We start from the raw sequence: 16783 nt of genomic DNA, 5'->3' as shown, positions 1-16783 counted from the left end.
GGTGTTCCTGACTAGTCTGCGCGGCGCAGGTAGGTGCTGTCCGCGGTCTGCACGACGATCCGCTCACCGACGCCGACGAAAGGCGGGACGAGGACGCGGATGCCGCCTTCGCACATGGCGGGCTTGAAGCTGTTGGCGGCCGTCTGGCCTTTGACGACCGGTTCGGTCTCGAGGATTTCGATCGTGACCTGTTCGGGCAGGGCAACGCCGATCGGGCGCTCGCCATAGAATTCGATGGTGACCATCATGCCGTCCTGCAGGAAGGCGCCCTGGTCGCCGATGAAATCCCGCTCGATCATGATCTGTTCGTAGGTCTCGGTATCCATGAACGTGAACGCGTTGTCGTCAGCGAACAGGTACTGGAAGTCCTTCTGCTCGAGGCGCACGCGTTCGACCGCTTCGTTCGCGCGGAAGCGCGTGTTGGACTTGGAGCCGTTGAACAGGTTGCGAAGTTCAACCTGGTTGAAGGCGCCGCCCTTGCCGGGCTTGACGGCCATGGTCTTGATCGCGCGCCATACGGTGCCTTCATATTCGATCACGTTGCCTGGCTTGATTTCATTACCATTGATCTTGGCCATTGAAGTCGTCCTAATTGGGGTTTGGCGCGGCGTAAGCCTTTGCCGCGCGAGGGTCAAGCGGCGGGGTGTTAACGCGAATGCAGGCTATCCAGCAAGGCGTTGAAGGCAAATACGGCTGCTGCAGCGCCCTCCGGATGGTTCCAGACACCGGATGAGACGGCGAGGAAGTCGGCCCCGGCGGTGACCAGCGGGGCGGCATTATCGACCGTGATGCCACCAATCGCGACGCAGGGCAGTTCCATTGTCTCCTGCCAGAACTCGAGGAGTTCGAGGTCAGCAGGCACCGTACCCGCTTTGGTCTCGGTGGGATAGAAGGCGCCGAAGGCGACATAGTCTGCGCCCTGTTCACCGGCGGCCATGGCGGCGTGGCGGCTGTCTTTCGCGGTCGCGCCAAGGATCATGTCGCTGCCGATGATTTCGCGGGCCTTTTTGACGGGCATGTCTTCCGGGCCGACATGAACGCCGTCTGCGCCAAGCTCCACGGCCAGTTCCGGGCTGTCATTGATGATGATCGCAGTGCCATAGGCCTGTGCCATGGCCATGACGGTCTCGGTTACTTCGCGCGTGGCGGCCACGTCGATCTTCCCGTCAGCGCCCTTGAGGCGGATCTGGAGGCTGGCGACATCGCCGGCTTCGAGCGCGCCTTCGAGAATGGCAGCGAATTCCGCCACATCATCGATGCGGGGCGGGGTGATGAGATAGAGACGGGTGCGCTCGCGCGGAGGGATGTTTTCAGCCATGGGCGGGGTCTCTAGCCCAAGCAGGGCAGGGAAGGAAGGCGGCTTTGCCGGTTACTTCGGACCGACGCGCTTTGTGCTGGCAGGGTTGCGGGCGAGCGCCGCGCCCTTTCGCATGGGGCGGGGCTCGAGGTCGCCCTTGCAGTTCGGGCAGACGCCGTCGAGTGGACCATCGGCGCATTCATCGCAGAAGGTGCACTCGAACGAGCAGATGAAGGCGCCCACTTCATCCGGCGGCAGATCCGCATCGCAGCGTTCACAATTGGGGCGCATCTCGAGCATGAGACGCCTATTTCGTCTTTTTCATCGGCTTGCCGGACTGGGCGGCGTCGATCAGCTCTTTCTCGTAGGCTTCAGGTGTCCAGTCGCGGCCGAGGAAGTCATGCACCAGTTCGGCGGCGGGCTTTGACGAGCCGGGGGCCAGGACATTGTCGCGATAGCGGGCGGCTGTCTCCGTATTGCGCAGGCCGTTCTTCTCGAACTCGGTGAACATGTCCGTCGCGATCGCGAGGGACCATTGATAGGTGTAATAGATCGCCGAATAGCCATCGAGATGGCCAAAGCTGGCATAACGGTGGACATCCGGCAGGGCCTCGAACGGGCTGAGGGCCGATTGGCGCTCGTTCCAGATTTCGTCGAAATCGACTTCATCCGGCGGGCGGTTGTAATAGTTGAGCGAGACGCCCGCATAGACAAGCTGGCGCAGCGTGCCGAGGCCTTTGCCGAAGTCGCGGGCCGCATTCATCTTCGCGACGAGTTCACGCGGGATGGTTTCGCCGTCCGCATTCACGGCGAACTTGGCGAGCGTGTCATAATCCCAGACCCAGTTTTCCAGCATCTGAGACGGGGCCTCGATGAAATCCCATTCGAGATTGCCCATGCTGAGGCTGGCGAAATCAGGCTGGCCGGAGAACATGTCGTGGATCAGATGGCCGAACTCGTGGAGGAAGGTCTCGACCTGGCGGTGTTCCATCAGGCCGGTTGTGTGATCGCCTGCCGGGAAGTTGCACATCAGCGCGCCCACCGGCACGCCGTCCGAGGTCGGGCCGAAGCGAATCGGGAAGGCGGCGGCGTGCTTGAACTTGCCGTCGCGCGGATGCATGTCGAGGAAGAAGCGACCGATCAGTTGGCCATTGCGGTACATCTCGTGGGCGGTGACACTTTCGTCCCAGACGGGGGCATCGGCCCAGTCGCGGATTTCGACGCCGAAGAGATCCTGCACCAGTGCGAAGATCCCGCTGCGGACATTGTCATAGGCGAAATACTGGCGGACTTCCTGGCTGTCGAGCGCATAGTCCGATTGGCGGATCTGCTCGGTGAGGTAGGCGCTGCTCCATTCAGGTACGCTGTCGGCGTCGGGCTGTGTCTCGACCAGCTTGGCGAGAAGACGCTGGTATTCGATGCCGGCGGCATCCGTTGCGGCGGTTTCGACACGCGACAGGAACGCTTCGGCGACTTCCGGCGATCCGGTCATCTTGTCTTCGGTGACATAGGCGGCCCAGTTCGGATAGCCGAGCAGGGTGGCCAGCTCGTAACGCTTCTCGAGAAGCTGGCGAAGCGGGCCGACGTTTTCAGGATAAGCGCGGTCGCTGTCGACCTTGCGGAGTTCCTTGCGCAGGGCTTCATTCGGCGAATAGCTGTAGATGGGGCCGGTATCGGGATAGTCGGTCGTGATCGTGATCTGGCCGTTTTCGTCGGGCTGGTGCGCGTCGATATAGTCCTGAGGCATGCCCATCAGCGCATCGACGGATTCCAGCACGACCTTGCCCTGGATCTCGCGCAGGTTCTTGCTGAATTCAGTGCTGATCTCGGCCAGCTCGGCATTGATGGCGCGGACCTTTTCCCGGGTCTGTTCATCCTTGTCGATGCCTGCGCGGCGATAGTCGCGAAGTGTCCGCGCGAGCAGGAAGGCTTCGCGTTCATTCAGCGTCGTCGTATCAATGGAGGAGAGCCGCTCATAGACCGGCCGGGACAGGGAGAGGCGCGTCAGGACGTCAGATGTGCGTTGCTGGCAGGTGTCGCCCGCTTCCCGAATGGCCGGGTCGGGATTGGCTTCGGCCATGATCGGCGCTTCGCCATAGCCGACCGACGCTGCGAGATTGGTCAGCGTATCGAGGAAATACAGGTCTGATGCGCCGGCGACACTGTCACGGCCTTCAAGGTCTGCGATCATCTTGTTGGCGAGATCGAGGGCATTGTCGCAGCGAACGGTGAAAACATCAGCGCTGGCAGGGGCCAGAACGAGATCGGCCATCATCGCCTTGGCATCTGTGACGAGCAGGTTTTCGGCTGTAGGGGCGGGCGCTGGCGCTTCGGCCTTCTTGGCGGGCGAGCAGGCGGATGCGCCGAGCATAAGGGCTGCGGCGGAAGCGGCAATCTTCAGGCGTGTCATTTGGCAGTTTTCCTCGACTTGCGGCGAAGATGTCCCCCAGGGAACGCCGCCTTGATATGCACGGCAACTTGTCCTGCCAGCGCGCTGGTGTCCAGCCCAGGCGGCGCAACAAAAAAAGGCGGCCCGAAGACCGCCTTTTCAAAAACAATCCGGCTAAAGATCAGCCGGCTTTGGAAGCCTGGAAGATGCCGTCAATCGTGGCCGCGAGCGTGCGGTCAAAGTCTGCGTCGCTTTGCTTGGCCGAGAGGCCTTCGGTCAGGGCGCGCGAGAAGCTGGCGATCATGCCGGTGTTTGACGAGAGCTTGTCGTTTGCCTCTTCGCGGCTGTAGCCGCCCGAAAGGGCAACGACGCGCATGACCCGTGGGTGCTGGCAGAGCGATTTGTACTGGTTGGCTTTCTCGGGAAGAGACAGCTTGAGCATGACCTGCTTGTCGGCGGCGAGCGCGTCGAGCTGCTTGGTGATCTCGGCAAGGAGGATGTCTTCGGCTTCGGCCTTGTCGTCGATGGTGATCGTGACTTCCGGCTCGATGATCGGCATCAGACCGTGGCCGAGAATCTGGCGGCCGACGTCAAACTGCTGGGCGACAACGGCGGCGATGCCCACCGGATTTGCGGCGTTGATGACCGAACGCATCTTGGTGCCGAAGATGCCCTTGGCGACGGCGCGCTCGAGCAGGTGGTCAAGCTCGGGCATCGGCTTCATGAGCTGGACGCCGTCGGCCTCATCGGCGAGGCCCTTGTCGACTTTCAGGAACGGGACGACATTGCGCTCGTTCCAGAGATATTCAGCGGTCGGTACGCCGTCGATTTCGCCGTCCATCGTGCGTTCGAACAGGATCGCGCCCATGACCTTTTCGCCGGTGAAGGCGGGGGACTTGATGATGCGGGCGCGCATCTCGTGGATCTTGCCGAACATTTCCTCGTCGTTGGCGTATTCGCTCTCCTCGACGCCATAAAGGCGCAGCGCCTTCGGCGTGGAACCGCCCGACTGGTCGAGTGCGGCGATAAAGCCGTCCTTGTGAGCGGCCTGCTCGGCCATCTGTGTCTTATCCATGTTCAATACCGCGTCAAAACTCATTGTGGGGGGACCTGCTTGGTTGTTTGCAGGCAGTTGCTTTCAAGTACCGTGCCCAAATGTGGCGTCAACAGGACCGGCTGTGCATCTTCCTGAACCGACGAAATCGCTGCATTTGCTCGGATTTGGACGGTTTCGGCACAGTCCGGTGAGGGGAGTGCGCCGTAAATCGGAATGATGACCGCCCAATTCCGGCACAGTCCGATTTCGGGTAAATCGAACCGCGCCGAAATGTGATCGCTACCATTATCGTGGCCCTGCGCGATTTGCCGCAGGGTGTGCCAATCAGGCTCAGCCCTTGAGGGCATCCACGCCGGGAAGGGGCTTGCCTTCCATCCATTCCAGGAAGGCGCCGCCAGCGGTCGACACGAATGTGAAATCGTCTGCGACGCCTGCATGGTTGAGGGCAGCGACCGTGTCGCCGCCGCCGGCAACGGCGACCAGCTTGCCAGCCTTGGCGAGCCTGGCGGCGGACTGCGCGGCTGCGACGGTGGCCGTGTCGAACGGGGTCATCTCGAAGGCGCCAAGCGGGCCGTTCCAGACGAGCGTCTTGGCTGTGTCCATGGCTGCGCCGAGGGCCGCGACGGTTTGCGGGCCGGCGTCGAGGATCATTTCGTCATCGGCAACGTCGTCGAGGCCGCAGGTGCGGTTGGCGGCATTGGCGGCGAATTCTTTTGCCACGACGAGATCGACGGGCAGGAGGATCTCACAGCCATTGGCCTTGGCGATGGTCTCGATCTCGCGGGCCGTATCGGCGAGATCATGCTCGCAGAGCGACTTGCCGACAGAATGGCCCCGCGCGGCAAGGAACGTATTGGCCATGCCGCCGCCGATGGCGAGCATGTCGACCTGCGTCACGAGGTTTTTGAGAAGGTCGATCTTGGAGGAGACCTTGGCGCCGCCAACAACGGCCAGCACGGGCTTCTCCGGATTGCCGAGCGCCTTGTCGAGGGCGTCGAGTTCGCGTTCCATCGCCGCGCCCGCATAGGCGGGCATGATTTCAGCGAGCACGGCAGTCGAGACATGGCGGCGGTGAGCCGCCGAGAAGGCGTCGTTGACATAGATATCGCCAAGCGCGGCCATTTCCTTGGCCAGCTCCATGTCGCCCTTTTCCTCGCCGGGGAGGAAGCGGGTGTTTTCGAGCAGGATCACGCCGGCCGGTGCCAGGTCGGCAATCGCCGCCTTCACATGGTCGCCCCGGCAATCAGCGACGAAGCTGACATTCGAACCGAGCACCTTGGAAAAGGCGCCGGCGATGGGCGCAAGGCTCATCTCGGCCACGCGCTGGCCCTTGGGGCGACCAAAGTGTGCAAGCAGCACAACCTTGGCGCCGTGGGTGCGCAGCGTCTGGACCGTTTCCACGGCAGAACGCAGGCGGGTGTCATCGGTGACAAGGCCCTTGTCCATCGGCACGTTGAAATCAACGCGCACGAGGGCGGTCTTGCCAGTGAGGTCGCCGGCGTCGGCGATGCGTTTGAAGGTCATCGCCTGCAGGCTCCTAAAGGAATTTCGCCATCACGAGCGCGGTGTCGCTCATGCGGGTCGCGAAACCCCATTCATTGTCATACCAGGTGAGGATCGAGACGAAATTGCCGTCCATGACCTTGGTCTGATCTAGGTGGAAGATCGACGAGCGGTTATCGTGGATGAAGTCGCATGAGACGTTCGGCTGGTCGGTGAAACCGAGAACACCTTTCATCGGGCCTTCGTTGGCCGCAGCGATGATCGCGTTGTTGATCTCTTCCGGCGTTGTCTTGCGCTTGGCGACGAATTTCAGGTCGACAACGGAGACGTTCGGGGTCGGCACGCGGACCGAAATACCGTCCAGCTTGCCCTTGAGTTCCGGCAGTACGAGGCCGACGGCCTTGGCAGCGCCCGTGGATGTCGGGATCATCGAGAGGGCTGCAGCGCGGCCCCGGTAGAGATCCTTGTGCATCTGGTCGAGCGAAGGCTGGTCATTGGTGTAGGAGTGGATCGTGGTCATCATGCCCTTTTCGATGCCGACCAGATCGTTGAGGACCTTGGCAACAGGCGAGAGGCAGTTCGTGGTGCACGAGGCGTTCGAGACGACCATGTCGTCCTTGGTCAGCGTCTCGTGGTTGACGCCGAAGACGATGGTCTTGTCGGCATTGGTGGCTGGCGCGGACACGAGCACGCGCTTGGCGCCGGCAGCAAGGTGGGCCGAGGCCTTTTCCTTGTCGGCGAAGATGCCGGTGCATTCCATTGCGATATCGATGTCGAGTTCGCGGTGCGGAAGGTCTTTCGGGTCGCGGATGGCGGTCACGAGGATCGGCTTGCCATTGATGACGATCTTGTCGCCATCGACCTGGACGTCAGCCGGGAAGCGGCCATGGACGGAGTCGAAGCGCAAAAGGTGAGCGTTTGTAGCAACGGGGCCGAGGTCGTTGATGGCGACGACTTCGATGTCCTTGCGGTCATGCTCGATGATGGAGCGAAGGACGAGACGTCCGATACGACCGAAGCCATTGATTGCGACACGTATTGCCATTTTAATTATTCTCCTCAGACGGGATATTAGCTGCGACTTTGCAGGCCCTTTACGATGCTGAGGCCCGCCCGTCCACCCGGATGACCTGCGGTATCGAGCCGCAAAACCAGGTATTCCGGAGCGTGTTTCAGCCAGAGCCGGTATTGGGAGACGCGGCTTGCAAGTTCCGTGCAAAATTTGCATGGACTTGCACTGAGGCACCTGTATTGCCTGAGGGCCTGTTTTGAGAGGTTCGAGGGTGACGGCAGACGTTCCAGACGCGAATATTCCGACCTTGGCGCCGGCAAGCCCTGCCGGGCGAACGCTGGGCGACTGGGTGCTGTTCTGGTTGCTAAGCCTGATCTGGGCCAGTGCTTACCTTTTCACGCGCATCGCGGTCGACAAGGGCCATGCTGACGTGGGCCTGCCACCGGAATGGGTGATCTCGGCGCGCCTGACCATCGGGGCCGTGGCCTTGTGGTGTGTGATGCTGGCGACGCGCCAGCGCCCGCCGCCTTTCACTGACCGTCGCCGCTGGAGCGCCATTGTCGGGATGGGGCTGGTTGGCTCGGTCGTGCCCTTCTTCCTGATCACGACGGCGCAGGAAGTGGTCAATTCAAGCCTTGCGGCGCTCTATACATCGGCCGTTCCGATTTTCGTGGCGATTGGCGCGCATTTCATGTTTCGCGACGAGCGGATGACAGCGGGCTCCCTGCTGGGCGTCCTGATCGGATTTGGCGGCGTGGCCTGCCTGTTCGGACCTGAGGCCATGAAGGGGCTCGGTTCGGCCACGGCGCTGGCGCAGCTGATGCTGATGGGCGCAACAATGGCCTACGCGATGTCGAGCCTGATTGCACGCGGCGCGCCGGTCATGCGGGCGATACCGTTTGCAACGGCTTTCGTAACGGTTGCCGCGGTTGTCTCGTGGCCCCTGGTTTTCCTTGTCGATCCCGGCGAGGTGAATGCGGGGTGGTCGAACTGGCTCGCCGTGGCGGGACTGGGGCTCGGGCCGACCGCGTTCGCGCAGGCGCTTTATATGCTGCTGATCGCGCGTACGTCGGCGACCTTTCTCTCGCTGACGGGATATTCCATCCCGGTTGTCGCCGCCATTCTCGGCTACTTCCTGTTCGGCGAGACGCAGAGCTGGAATGCGCTGGCAGGGTTTGCGCTGATCCTTGGCGGTGTCTGGCTCGCCCGCAATGGCGGCGGCGGAAAGCGCTCGGCCTAAAGGCCGAGGCTTTCGAGGATGGTTTCGGTATCAGCGCCAAGGCAGGGCGGATCGAGCCGGGTGCTGGCGGGGCTGTCAGAGAATTTGACCGGATGCTTCATCGAGCGATAGGCGCCGGCGACGGCGTGGACGCGCTCCTCGAAGAAGCCGACCTGTTGCAGATGCGGGTCTGTCAGCACGGCTTCCATCGTGTTGTAGCGCATGGCCGGGATGTTCGCCGCGTCCAGCAGGACGAGCCATTCATCGGTTGTCTTGGTGGCGGCCACTTCCTCGATCAGGGCATAGAGCTCGGTGACGTGTTCGGTGCGGGCGGCATAGGTGGAGAAGCGCGGGTCCTGGAAGACGTCGGGGCGGCCACCAATGGTGAAGAACTGTTCCCATTGCTGATCGGAATAGGGGACGAGTCCGATATAGCCGTCCCTTGTGGGGTAGGGCTTGCGGTTGGCATTGATGGAGCGGGTGTAGGCGAGGCGGCCATTGCCCGGAATGAAGGTCTCTCCGTAGAGATTTTCCACCATGTTGAAGAAGGTAAAGCTTTCGAGCATTGGCACCTGAACGAACTGGCCACGGCCCGTACGCTCCCGGTGAAACAGCGCGGCAAGCGTTGCATAGGTGGCGAACAATCCAACCGTCTTGTCGGCGACGAGGGAGGGGGCGTATTCCGGCGCGCCGCCGGAGCGCATGGCGTTGAGTGCGGCAAAGCCCGAGGCGCCCTGGATGAGGTCGTCATAGGCCTGGCGGTGTTCATATTCGCCGCCCGTGCCGAAGCCCGCGCAGTGGACGTATATGATGTCAGGGTTGATGGCTTTGACGGCCTCATAGCCGAAGCCGAGACGGTCCATTCCGGCGAGGCGGACATTGTGGAAGAAGACATCGGCCTCCTTGAGAAGCGCCGTCAGGGCGGCCTTTCCGGCGTCTGTCTGGGCGTCGAGGACGATGGAGCGTTTGTTGCGATTGAGCGCGGTGTAGATGGGGCCGAGATCGCCTGTGGGGGAGGCGCCGGCATAGCGCATCATGTCGCCCGCCTTGCCTTTCTGGCCTGCCTCGACCTTGACCACATCGGCGCCGAGATCGCCGAAGATCAGCGTGGCGAAGGGGCCGAGCACGACGGAACTCATGTCGACAATCTTGATGCCTGACAGGGGGCCTTTGGGGACTTCATGGGTCATTGCGGGGGACTCTTGGGGTATTCCCGGACCGTTCCGGGGTTATTCCGGGTGACCGTAAGGGGGCGCGCCGGGGGCAACAAGGCCGAACGCAGGGTCAGGGCGCGAGGGCGAGGCGCGCGGCTTCGAGATGCGCCAGCTTGGTCTCGAAGGCGGACCAGTCATCCTCGGCGGCGATCGGCGCCCAGAGGGATTCGACATCCTCAATCAGTAGGGTGACGGGGGCGTCGGCCTGGAAATAGGGGAGGGTGAGGCGGTCTGCATGGGTGGCCTCACGCGCGGTGATAAACTCGCGGACCGGGGCGAAGCTTTCCGTCTGATAGAGCGCGGCCTGGGGCGAGGCTTTCAGGCGGGTGTCGCTCGCCTCGCCGCCATAGAGGTCGAAGAAGGTTTGCGGCCAGGAGGCGCCGCTTGTGGTCATCCAGCCATAGAAGGCCTGGAGGAAGGTGAGGTCGGTGCGCAGGTCGCCGGAGCCATGGAGCCCGAGCAGCTGGTGCGTGTGGGCGGCGAAGGATTGCTGGTAGGCCGCCTCATAGGGCGCGAGGCCCTTGGCGAGGTCTTCGGCGTCGGCGAGCGGCAGGAGGGAGGAGGCGAGTTGCTGCAGCGCCCAGGCGCCCTGCGTGGGCTGGCGACCGAAACTGTAGAGACCGTTCTGGTCGAAATAGGCGGCGGTGAAGTTCGGGTCTGACACGGGCAGGAAGCGCCACGGGCCGAAATCGAATGTCTCGCCGGTGACGTTGAAATTGTCGGTGTTCATGACGCCGTGCACGAAGCCGGCGGCCATCCACTGGCCGATCATGGCGGCGGTGGCGCGTGTGATGGCGGTGAGCAGGTTCACGGCCTTTGTGGCCATCTCCGGGGCGTCGGCGTCAGGGTGGAACTCGGCAATGCAATAGTCGACGAGACGGGCGAGGCCTTCACGGTCGTCATAATAGGCGCAGCGCTGGAACGTGCCGAAGCGGACATGACTTTCCGAGAGGCGCACGAGAACGCTGCCGCGTGTGGGGGAGGGCTCGTCATTGCGGGCAAGCTGTTCGCCGGTTTCGACGAGGCTGAAGGCCTTGGATGTGTGCACGCCGAGCGCTTCGAGATAGGTTGCGGCCAGGATCTCGCGCACGCCGCCCTTGAGCGTCAGGCGGCCATCACCCTGTCGCGACCAGGGTGTCTGGCCGGAGCCCTTGGTGCCGAGATCGAAGAGGTTTCCAGCTCCGTCCCGCACCTGTGCGTAGAGGAATCCGCGCCCGTCTCCCAACTGTGGATTGTAGGTTCCGAACTGGTGCCCGTGATAGCGCATCGCCAATGGGTGCTGCAGGTTTCCGGGCAGGGGCTCGAATCGGGCGAAGTGGTTCAGCCATGCGGCATCAGCCAGATCATCGAGGCCGAGATGTTTTGACCAGCGACGGTTGCGAAAGCGCAACACATGGGCCGGAAAATTTGCCGGTTCTACCGCATCTGCGAAATGATCTGCCAGCGCAAGAAAGGGGGCGGGGGAGGGCTGGTCGCGCAACATCCATTCATTTTTGACCTGAATTCAGCCGGTTACGCAATAGATTTGCTGTAATGCATGGCTGATTTGCAATATTGCAGTGCAGCACAGGTCGTGCCTATCGCGGCGGAAAGATGAAGCTAAGGTTACAGGTCGGTGAGGTCGACATCCGGAACACATAATCCGGAGCGGATCACAGGGTATAAACGGAGGAAACCAAATGAGATTAACCACACGATTGGTGCTGGGGGCGTCTGCCCTTGCGCTTGTGACGGCTCTGCCCGCCTTTGCGCAGGAAGAAGCGGATGACGGTACACGGAAATTATCGACGGTCACGGTGACCGGTTCATTCATCCAGGGGACGCCGGAAGACGCCGCCCTGCCGGTGGACGTTCTGACAGCCGGCGACCTGAAACTGGAAGGCCAGCCTTCCATCACGGAACTGATCCGCAACCTCGGCCCGTCTTCGGGCGTGGACGGACAAACGAACCAGTTCTCGTCGAACGGCCTTGAGGGCACGTCGAACATCAACCTGCGCGGCCTTGGCCCCGCACGGACGCTGGTGCTGATCAACGGCCACCGCCAGACCTATCACCCCTATTCGATCGGTGAGCAGGCACAGCTGTTCGTCGACACGAACAATATTCCGACAGCGGCCATTGGCCGGATTGAAGTGCTGAAAGACGGTGCTGCGGCCCTTTACGGTTCTGACGCCATTGCCGGCGTTGTGAACTTCATCACGAACCGCGATCTCGACGGCTTTGAAGTCGGCGGGTCTTTTTCAACGTTTGACGGGTCCGATGGCGACTATGACCTTTCGGCTGCCTATGGCTTGCAGGGCCAGAATTTCAGCTGGGTCACATCGGTTGGCTATAACAAGCGTAGCGAAGTGCTGCTCAGCGAAAAAGACTGGGCCGTCCTGCCTTATGACCAGAACCCGGTCGGTGGTTGGTCGTCCCTGTCCAATCCGGGCTATTATGTTCCGCTCGGCGTGACTGCGACAGGTCTCGGGCCGATTGGCGGCGCCATCAACGATTCCGGTTGTGAGGATGTTGGCGGTATCGTTGTCGCGGGAACCTGCCGTTTCCAGTTCACCAACTATGACAACCTGGTCGAGGAAGAAGAGCGTTACCAGATCTTCTCCGAATATAACCGAAACCTCTCGAATGGTGCAGAGCTGCATTTCGAACTGCTCTATGCGCATTCGGATGTTCCGACATGGAAGACATCGCCATCCTATCCGCCACAGTCGCTGACCAAACAGGTTCTTCTGGCAAGCCATCCCGGCTTCCAGCAATACGCGGCTGACAATCCGGGTGCATTCCCGGCAGGCACGATTGGCGCCTTGTTCATCGGTCGTACCTTCGGTTGGGGCGGGTTCCCCGGCACGGGCGGCGCACAGGAAGGCTATCGTACCAGCGAAACATGGCGCGGTTCGGGCTCCTATGTCGGCGATTTCGACAATGGTGTGCATTATGATGCAGCGCTCAGCTACTCCTCGACGGAAAGCGAACGCCTGACCAATGATACCTATATCGTTGGCCTGACATCAGCCCTTCGCGGCTTTGGTGTGTGTACGGATCCGAACACGGGTTTCGACCCGGCAACAGGCACGGTGCCCTATGCACCGGGCTATAGCGGTACGCTCGTCGCTGGCGCAGGAACCTGCGAATATTACAACCCGTTCTCCAATGGCATCATCCAAAGCGGCGTTACGGGTGCACCTAACCCGAACTATGTGCCGGGTCTTGAAAACTCGGTTACGCTGGCTGACTGGATGACCGATGGCAGTGTGACCATCGCGAAGACAGACCTGCTGGTGTTTGATGGCGTCCTTTCGGGTGAGAGCAACGTGCAGGCCGCAGGCGGTGCCGTTGGCTGGGCTGCGGGTGTCCAGGTTCGCCGCGAAAGCTACAAGGTCGACCCATCGGATCTGACCGACCTGACCGTGACGCCGGGACCCGGTGGAACGGGGCCCTACTCGTTCCTCGCTGGCACGACCCCTGCTGACGAAGACCAGACGATCTATGCTGTCTTCGGCGAACTTCAGGTGCCACTCTATGACAACCTGAACATGCAGTTTGCCGTTCGTTACGAGGATTATGGTGGTGACATCGGTTCGACCTTCGACCCGAAAGTGGCCGCCAAATGGGATGTGACGGACAATTTCGCCCTGCGCGGTTCGGCCCAGACCTCCTTCAAGGGGCCAACGCTGAACCAGTTGGGCGGCGTCGGAACGACACTGCAGTTCATCTCCGCCGCTTCGGCCTTCAAGGCAGTTGATACGTTCGGCAACCCGGCCCTCAAGCCGGAATCGGCGTTCAGCTTCAACCTCGGTGGCATCTATGAAGTGAACAACTTCTTCGCCTCGCTCGACTATTACAATTTCGACTTCTCCGATCCGGTCATCGTGGAAGAGCAGTCGAACATTGTGAACGCGGCGGTTGCGGCCATCAATGCCGGTGACTTCGACAACCCAATCCTGACACGGATCACATTCAACGATCCGGCGGCTGTGCCTGCGGCTAACCAGATCTCGCGGGTCCGGACGAATATCACCAATGGTCCGGATATCCAGACATCCGGTGTCGATCTGCGTCTGCAGCATAGCTGGGACATGTCGAACAATGCCGAGTTCTCGGTGGGTGCCGACGGCACGTACATCATCGAGTACAAGGTCGATCCTTACTTCGTTGAAGGCCTGCCAATCGGCGGGGGCGATTATGTCGGCCAGTTCAACCGGGGCAACTTCACCCGGTCAATGCCGCAGTGGAAAGCGAACCTGTTTGCAAACTATGCACTCGGGGGCCACAATTTCCGCGTCGTGATGCGTCACATCGATAGCTACAAGGATGAACGTGCCCCGGCTGCCCGTGGCGGTGTTGGCGCGAAAATCGACAGCCAGACAACGTTTGACCTGTTCTACAACCTGCAGAGCGAAATGCTTGGTGGTTTCGACTTCGGTCTCTCGGTGGTCAACGTGACGGATGAAGATCCGCCATTCGCGGCCTTCGATGTCAACTACGATCCTTACACGCACAACCCATTCGGTCGGACGTTCAAGATCAGCCTCACCAAGCGGTTTGGCGGTTCGGGCAACTAAGCCGGATCAAACACTTCAGAATAAAAAAGGGCGGCCCAAGGGCCGCCCTTTCCATTTGGACTTATGAACGCCGAAGCGATCAGTAGGAGTAGGTCAGCTCGACACCGACCAGACGGCCCTTCTTGAGCGGCGAGAATGTGCCGCCTGCAGGATAGTCCTGGTAGGGCAGGTTGACGCCGGTCGAGTTTGGTCCCGGGAACGGCAGCTGCGTTTCGTTGCCGGCCTGGACTTCGTCGAGCAGGTTCTTGCCGTAGATGGAGGCCGAGAGGCCATCGACAGGCGTTTCCCATGTCAGATCGACGTCGACCATGTCGGCTTCCTGGATCCAGCCGAAGTTGCTGTCCGTGTAGGCGATCTTGTCGCGGTGCTGGAAGTTTGCCGTGGCAACAACAGCGCCGTTCGCACCAAGGTCGAAGTCCTTGATGATGCCGAAGCCATAGGTCAGTTCCGGCACACGTGGCAGGTCAAGGTTCAGGTCAGTCGTATCGATCACGCCGTCGCCGGTGAGGTCGAAGAACACGTCATCATACTTCGCGTCCATCATGCCGACATTGAACGTGCCAAGCAGGGAGTCCGTGAAGGCAAAGCGGCCATCGACTTCGATACCGAAGATGGAACCATCAGCCGTGTTGATGATGTTCTGGACGACGCCCGAGGCACCAGCGGTGTTCACTTCGCGCTGCATGTTTGCAATCTCGGTCACGAATGTTGCGCCGTTGACCTGGATGCGGCCATCTTCGCTTTGCGCCTTGAAGCCGAGTTCGTAGGAATCGACTTCTTCCTCGTCAAAGCCAAGGCTGCCCGTCTGCGCGACGAACTGCTGGAAGATCGGCAGGTCGGTGATGCGGAAGTTGTAACCGCCCGAACGGAAGCCCTTGGTGTAGAGGGCGTAAGTCTGGACATTGTCGGACCAGAAGTATTGCAGGCCGAGTTTCGGTGTCCAGTTCGACCACTTGTCGGAGTCGCTGAAGCCGTTCGGTTCGGCAACTGCACCGCCGGTCAGAAGCGTGATCAGGTCGTTGGTGCCCTCGGCAGAGCAAGAGCCGCTGACAACGCTACAGGGGAAGCGGGGACGAATGTACACGACGTCAGCCGATTTCTCTTCGGTCGAGTAGCGCACACCGACGGTCGCGATCAGCTTGTCCGTGAGCGAGTAGTCGACGTTCGCAAAGGCGCCGAAGACGGAGTGCTCAAGGCTACCACCGCCGTAGAAGCCCCACGGGACCGAGGCCGGAAGGGCGGCAGGACGGGTGGTCGGCAGATTGCGGATCTCGGTATAATCGAGCGTCTGTTCGAAATAGTAGAGACCGGTCGTGACGTCAGCCTTGCCGAACGTACCGGCGTAGCGAAGCTCGTCGGAGAACTGTTCCTGCGCCAGTTCGGCGTCGGAATGGAACAGGGTGAACGGTGTGGCGTCGATGTCGCCGCTCGAGACGCCGTCATACTTGCGGTAACCGAAGATGTTCGTGATCACGCCATTGCCGAAATCGACATCGAGATCGGTCTTGAGCGAGCCGAACGTGGTTTCGCTTTCGCCGAGGCCCGGATTGTTGATCGAGAAGTCGAACGTGTCGCGGTCAAAGTAGGCACGGTTCTGACCGGTCGGGCCGTCGCCGCGCGACTTGTTGTACTCGAGCTTGCCGAGGAAGGTGAGCGTATCCGTTGGCATGTATTCGAGGGCGCCGCGATAGGTCGTGGCCTGAATCTCGCCGTGGTTATCGCCGTTGAACTGGTTCTTGAAGTAGCCGGCATCCGAATTGTAGGCGATGCCGAACTTGCCGTTCAGCTTGCCTTCGATCAGCGGGCCGGAGATGACGCCCTGAATGGTCGAGTTGGCGCCGCCGCGATCTCCATCGACTGGGCCGTCCACGCTGGCGCGGACCTTGTAGTGGAATTCGTCGGTTGGGTTGCCGGTGTTGACGACAACTGCGCCGCCGGTCGTATTGCGACCGAACAGGAGGCCTTGCGGGCCGCGCAGGATCTCAATGCTGTCGATGTCGAACAGGTCGACGACGACACCGCTGTTGATGCCGAGATAGACGCCGTCAATGAAGACGCCGACGGCCGGGTCGATCGATGGGATGGACGAGTTCACGCCAAGGCCGCGGATGGCGAAGTTGGCCGTACCGCGCGACGTGCCAACATCGTCAAGCGAGACGTTCGGCGCCGAATAGCTCAGGCTTTCGAGCGTCGTGACGTTCAGCGCATCCAGCGTGTCGCTGTTGAAGGCCGAAACGGCAACCGGAACGTCCTGGACGTTCTCGACATTGGCTTTCTTGGTGGCGGTAACGGTGACGGTGCCAAGGACACGGGAAACGGCGTTTTCGCGTGTTGATTCGGCGTCCTGATCCTGTGCAACGGCTGCACCGGCGGCAAATACAATTGCAGATGCTGACAGGGCCAGCATGTTTCTGAATTTCATTCTGTGTTTCCTCTAGATTATATTTACTGCAACCCGAGGACTCTGGGAGGGGGGCGCAAGCACTGCATATGACGCAGCGAGACCCTCATAAAAGGTGTACTCCTCACC

The 16783-nt window shown here is 61.1% G+C and carries 12 protein-coding genes; 2 read left to right on the top strand and 10 right to left on the bottom strand.

The features are described from left to right. Positions 1-11: 11 nt before the first annotated feature. The 7 genes from efp to gap form a co-directional block, all read right to left on the bottom strand. Entirely contained in the window at positions 12-578 is a 567-nt protein-coding gene (gene efp, locus HY30_RS02090; protein WP_034736372.1) for an elongation factor P, read from the bottom strand. A gap of 68 nt (positions 579-646) precedes the next feature. Next, positions 647-1318, bottom strand: coding sequence for a thiamine phosphate synthase (gene thiE, locus HY30_RS02085; protein WP_034736370.1), 672 nt, complete (start codon positions 1316-1318; stop codon positions 647-649). A 51-nt stretch (positions 1319-1369) separates the two neighbouring features. Then, positions 1370-1597, bottom strand: a complete 228-nt coding sequence (locus HY30_RS02080; protein WP_034736368.1) for a DUF1272 domain-containing protein — start codon at positions 1595-1597, stop codon at positions 1370-1372. Positions 1598-1604: 7 nt separating this feature from the next. Continuing rightward, a complete protein-coding gene (locus tag HY30_RS02075) occupies positions 1605-3707 on the bottom strand; it encodes a M3 family metallopeptidase (RefSeq protein WP_051614652.1) in 2103 nt (700 codons plus the stop codon). Positions 3708-3867: 160 nt separating this feature from the next. Then, a complete protein-coding gene (locus HY30_RS02070; RefSeq protein WP_034736365.1) occupies positions 3868-4761 on the bottom strand; it encodes a fructose bisphosphate aldolase in 894 nt (297 codons plus the stop codon). A 312-nt stretch (positions 4762-5073) separates the two neighbouring features. After that, positions 5074-6267, bottom strand: a complete 1194-nt coding sequence (locus HY30_RS02065; protein ID WP_034736362.1) for a phosphoglycerate kinase — start codon at positions 6265-6267, stop codon at positions 5074-5076. Positions 6268-6280: 13 nt separating this feature from the next. Continuing rightward, complete coding sequence (gene gap / locus HY30_RS02060) at positions 6281-7291, bottom strand: type I glyceraldehyde-3-phosphate dehydrogenase (RefSeq protein WP_034736359.1); 1011 nt, start codon at positions 7289-7291, stop codon at positions 6281-6283. 238 nt (positions 7292-7529) lie between these two features. On the opposite strand from gap, the gene HY30_RS02055 reads away from it, so the two are divergent. Beyond that, positions 7530-8498 (top strand): DMT family transporter, encoded by a 969-nt coding sequence (locus tag HY30_RS02055; RefSeq protein ID WP_034736356.1) that lies wholly within the window; start codon positions 7530-7532, stop codon positions 8496-8498. Here the strand turns inward: HY30_RS02055 and HY30_RS02050 are convergent. Further along, positions 8495-9667, bottom strand: a complete 1173-nt coding sequence (locus HY30_RS02050) for a CaiB/BaiF CoA transferase family protein (RefSeq protein WP_034736353.1) — start codon at positions 9665-9667, stop codon at positions 8495-8497. The genes HY30_RS02055 and HY30_RS02050 overlap by 4 nt on opposite strands. A gap of 94 nt (positions 9668-9761) precedes the next feature. Continuing rightward, complete coding sequence (locus HY30_RS02045; protein ID WP_034736350.1) at positions 9762-11174, bottom strand: protein adenylyltransferase SelO family protein; 1413 nt, start codon at positions 11172-11174, stop codon at positions 9762-9764. Between the two features lie 196 nt (positions 11175-11370). Between HY30_RS02045 and HY30_RS02040 the strand changes: the two genes are divergently transcribed. Continuing rightward, positions 11371-14253, top strand: coding sequence for a TonB-dependent receptor plug domain-containing protein (locus tag HY30_RS02040; RefSeq protein ID WP_034736347.1), 2883 nt, complete (start codon positions 11371-11373; stop codon positions 14251-14253). 79 nt (positions 14254-14332) lie between these two features. Here HY30_RS02040 and HY30_RS02035 read toward each other — a convergent pair whose 3' ends face one another. Beyond that, entirely contained in the window at positions 14333-16675 is a 2343-nt protein-coding gene (locus HY30_RS02035) for a TonB-dependent receptor (protein WP_034736345.1), read from the bottom strand. Positions 16676-16783 lie beyond the last annotated feature (108 nt).

It is taken from the genome of Hyphomonas chukchiensis (genome assembly GCF_000682695.1).
In the GTDB taxonomy this organism is placed as follows: Bacteria; Pseudomonadota; Alphaproteobacteria; order Caulobacterales; family Hyphomonadaceae; genus Hyphomonas; species Hyphomonas chukchiensis.
The sequence above is the reverse complement of the archived record's forward strand: the minus strand, read 5'-3'. Positions and strand labels throughout refer to the sequence as shown.

Bases quoted from the DNA above. Each gene is read 5' to 3' on its own strand.
- HY30_RS02075 (WP_051614652.1), bottom strand. From the start codon at position 3,707: ATGACACGCCTGAAGATTGCCGCTTCCGCCGCAGCCCTTATGCTCGGC.
- gap (WP_034736359.1), bottom strand. From the start codon at position 7,291: ATGGCAATACGTGTCGCAATCAATGGCTTCGGTCGTATCGGACGTCTC.
- HY30_RS02080 (WP_034736368.1), bottom strand. From the start codon at position 1,597: ATGCTCGAGATGCGCCCCAATTGTGAACGCTGCGATGCGGATCTGCCG.
- HY30_RS02065 (WP_034736362.1), bottom strand. From the start codon at position 6,267: ATGACCTTCAAACGCATCGCCGACGCCGGCGACCTCACTGGCAAGACC.
- HY30_RS02050 (WP_034736353.1), bottom strand. From the start codon at position 9,667: ATGACCCATGAAGTCCCCAAAGGCCCCCTGTCAGGCATCAAGATTGTC.
- thiE (WP_034736370.1), bottom strand. From the start codon at position 1,318: ATGGCTGAAAACATCCCTCCGCGCGAGCGCACCCGTCTCTATCTCATC.
- efp (WP_034736372.1), bottom strand. From the start codon at position 578: ATGGCCAAGATCAATGGTAATGAAATCAAGCCAGGCAACGTGATCGAA.
- HY30_RS02070 (WP_034736365.1), bottom strand. From the start codon at position 4,761: ATGGATAAGACACAGATGGCCGAGCAGGCCGCTCACAAGGACGGCTTT.
- HY30_RS02045 (WP_034736350.1), bottom strand. From the start codon at position 11,174: ATGTTGCGCGACCAGCCCTCCCCCGCCCCCTTTCTTGCGCTGGCAGAT.
- HY30_RS02035 (WP_034736345.1), bottom strand. From the start codon at position 16,675: ATGAAATTCAGAAACATGCTGGCCCTGTCAGCATCTGCAATTGTATTT.
- HY30_RS02040 (WP_034736347.1), top strand. From the start codon at position 11,371: ATGAGATTAACCACACGATTGGTGCTGGGGGCGTCTGCCCTTGCGCTT.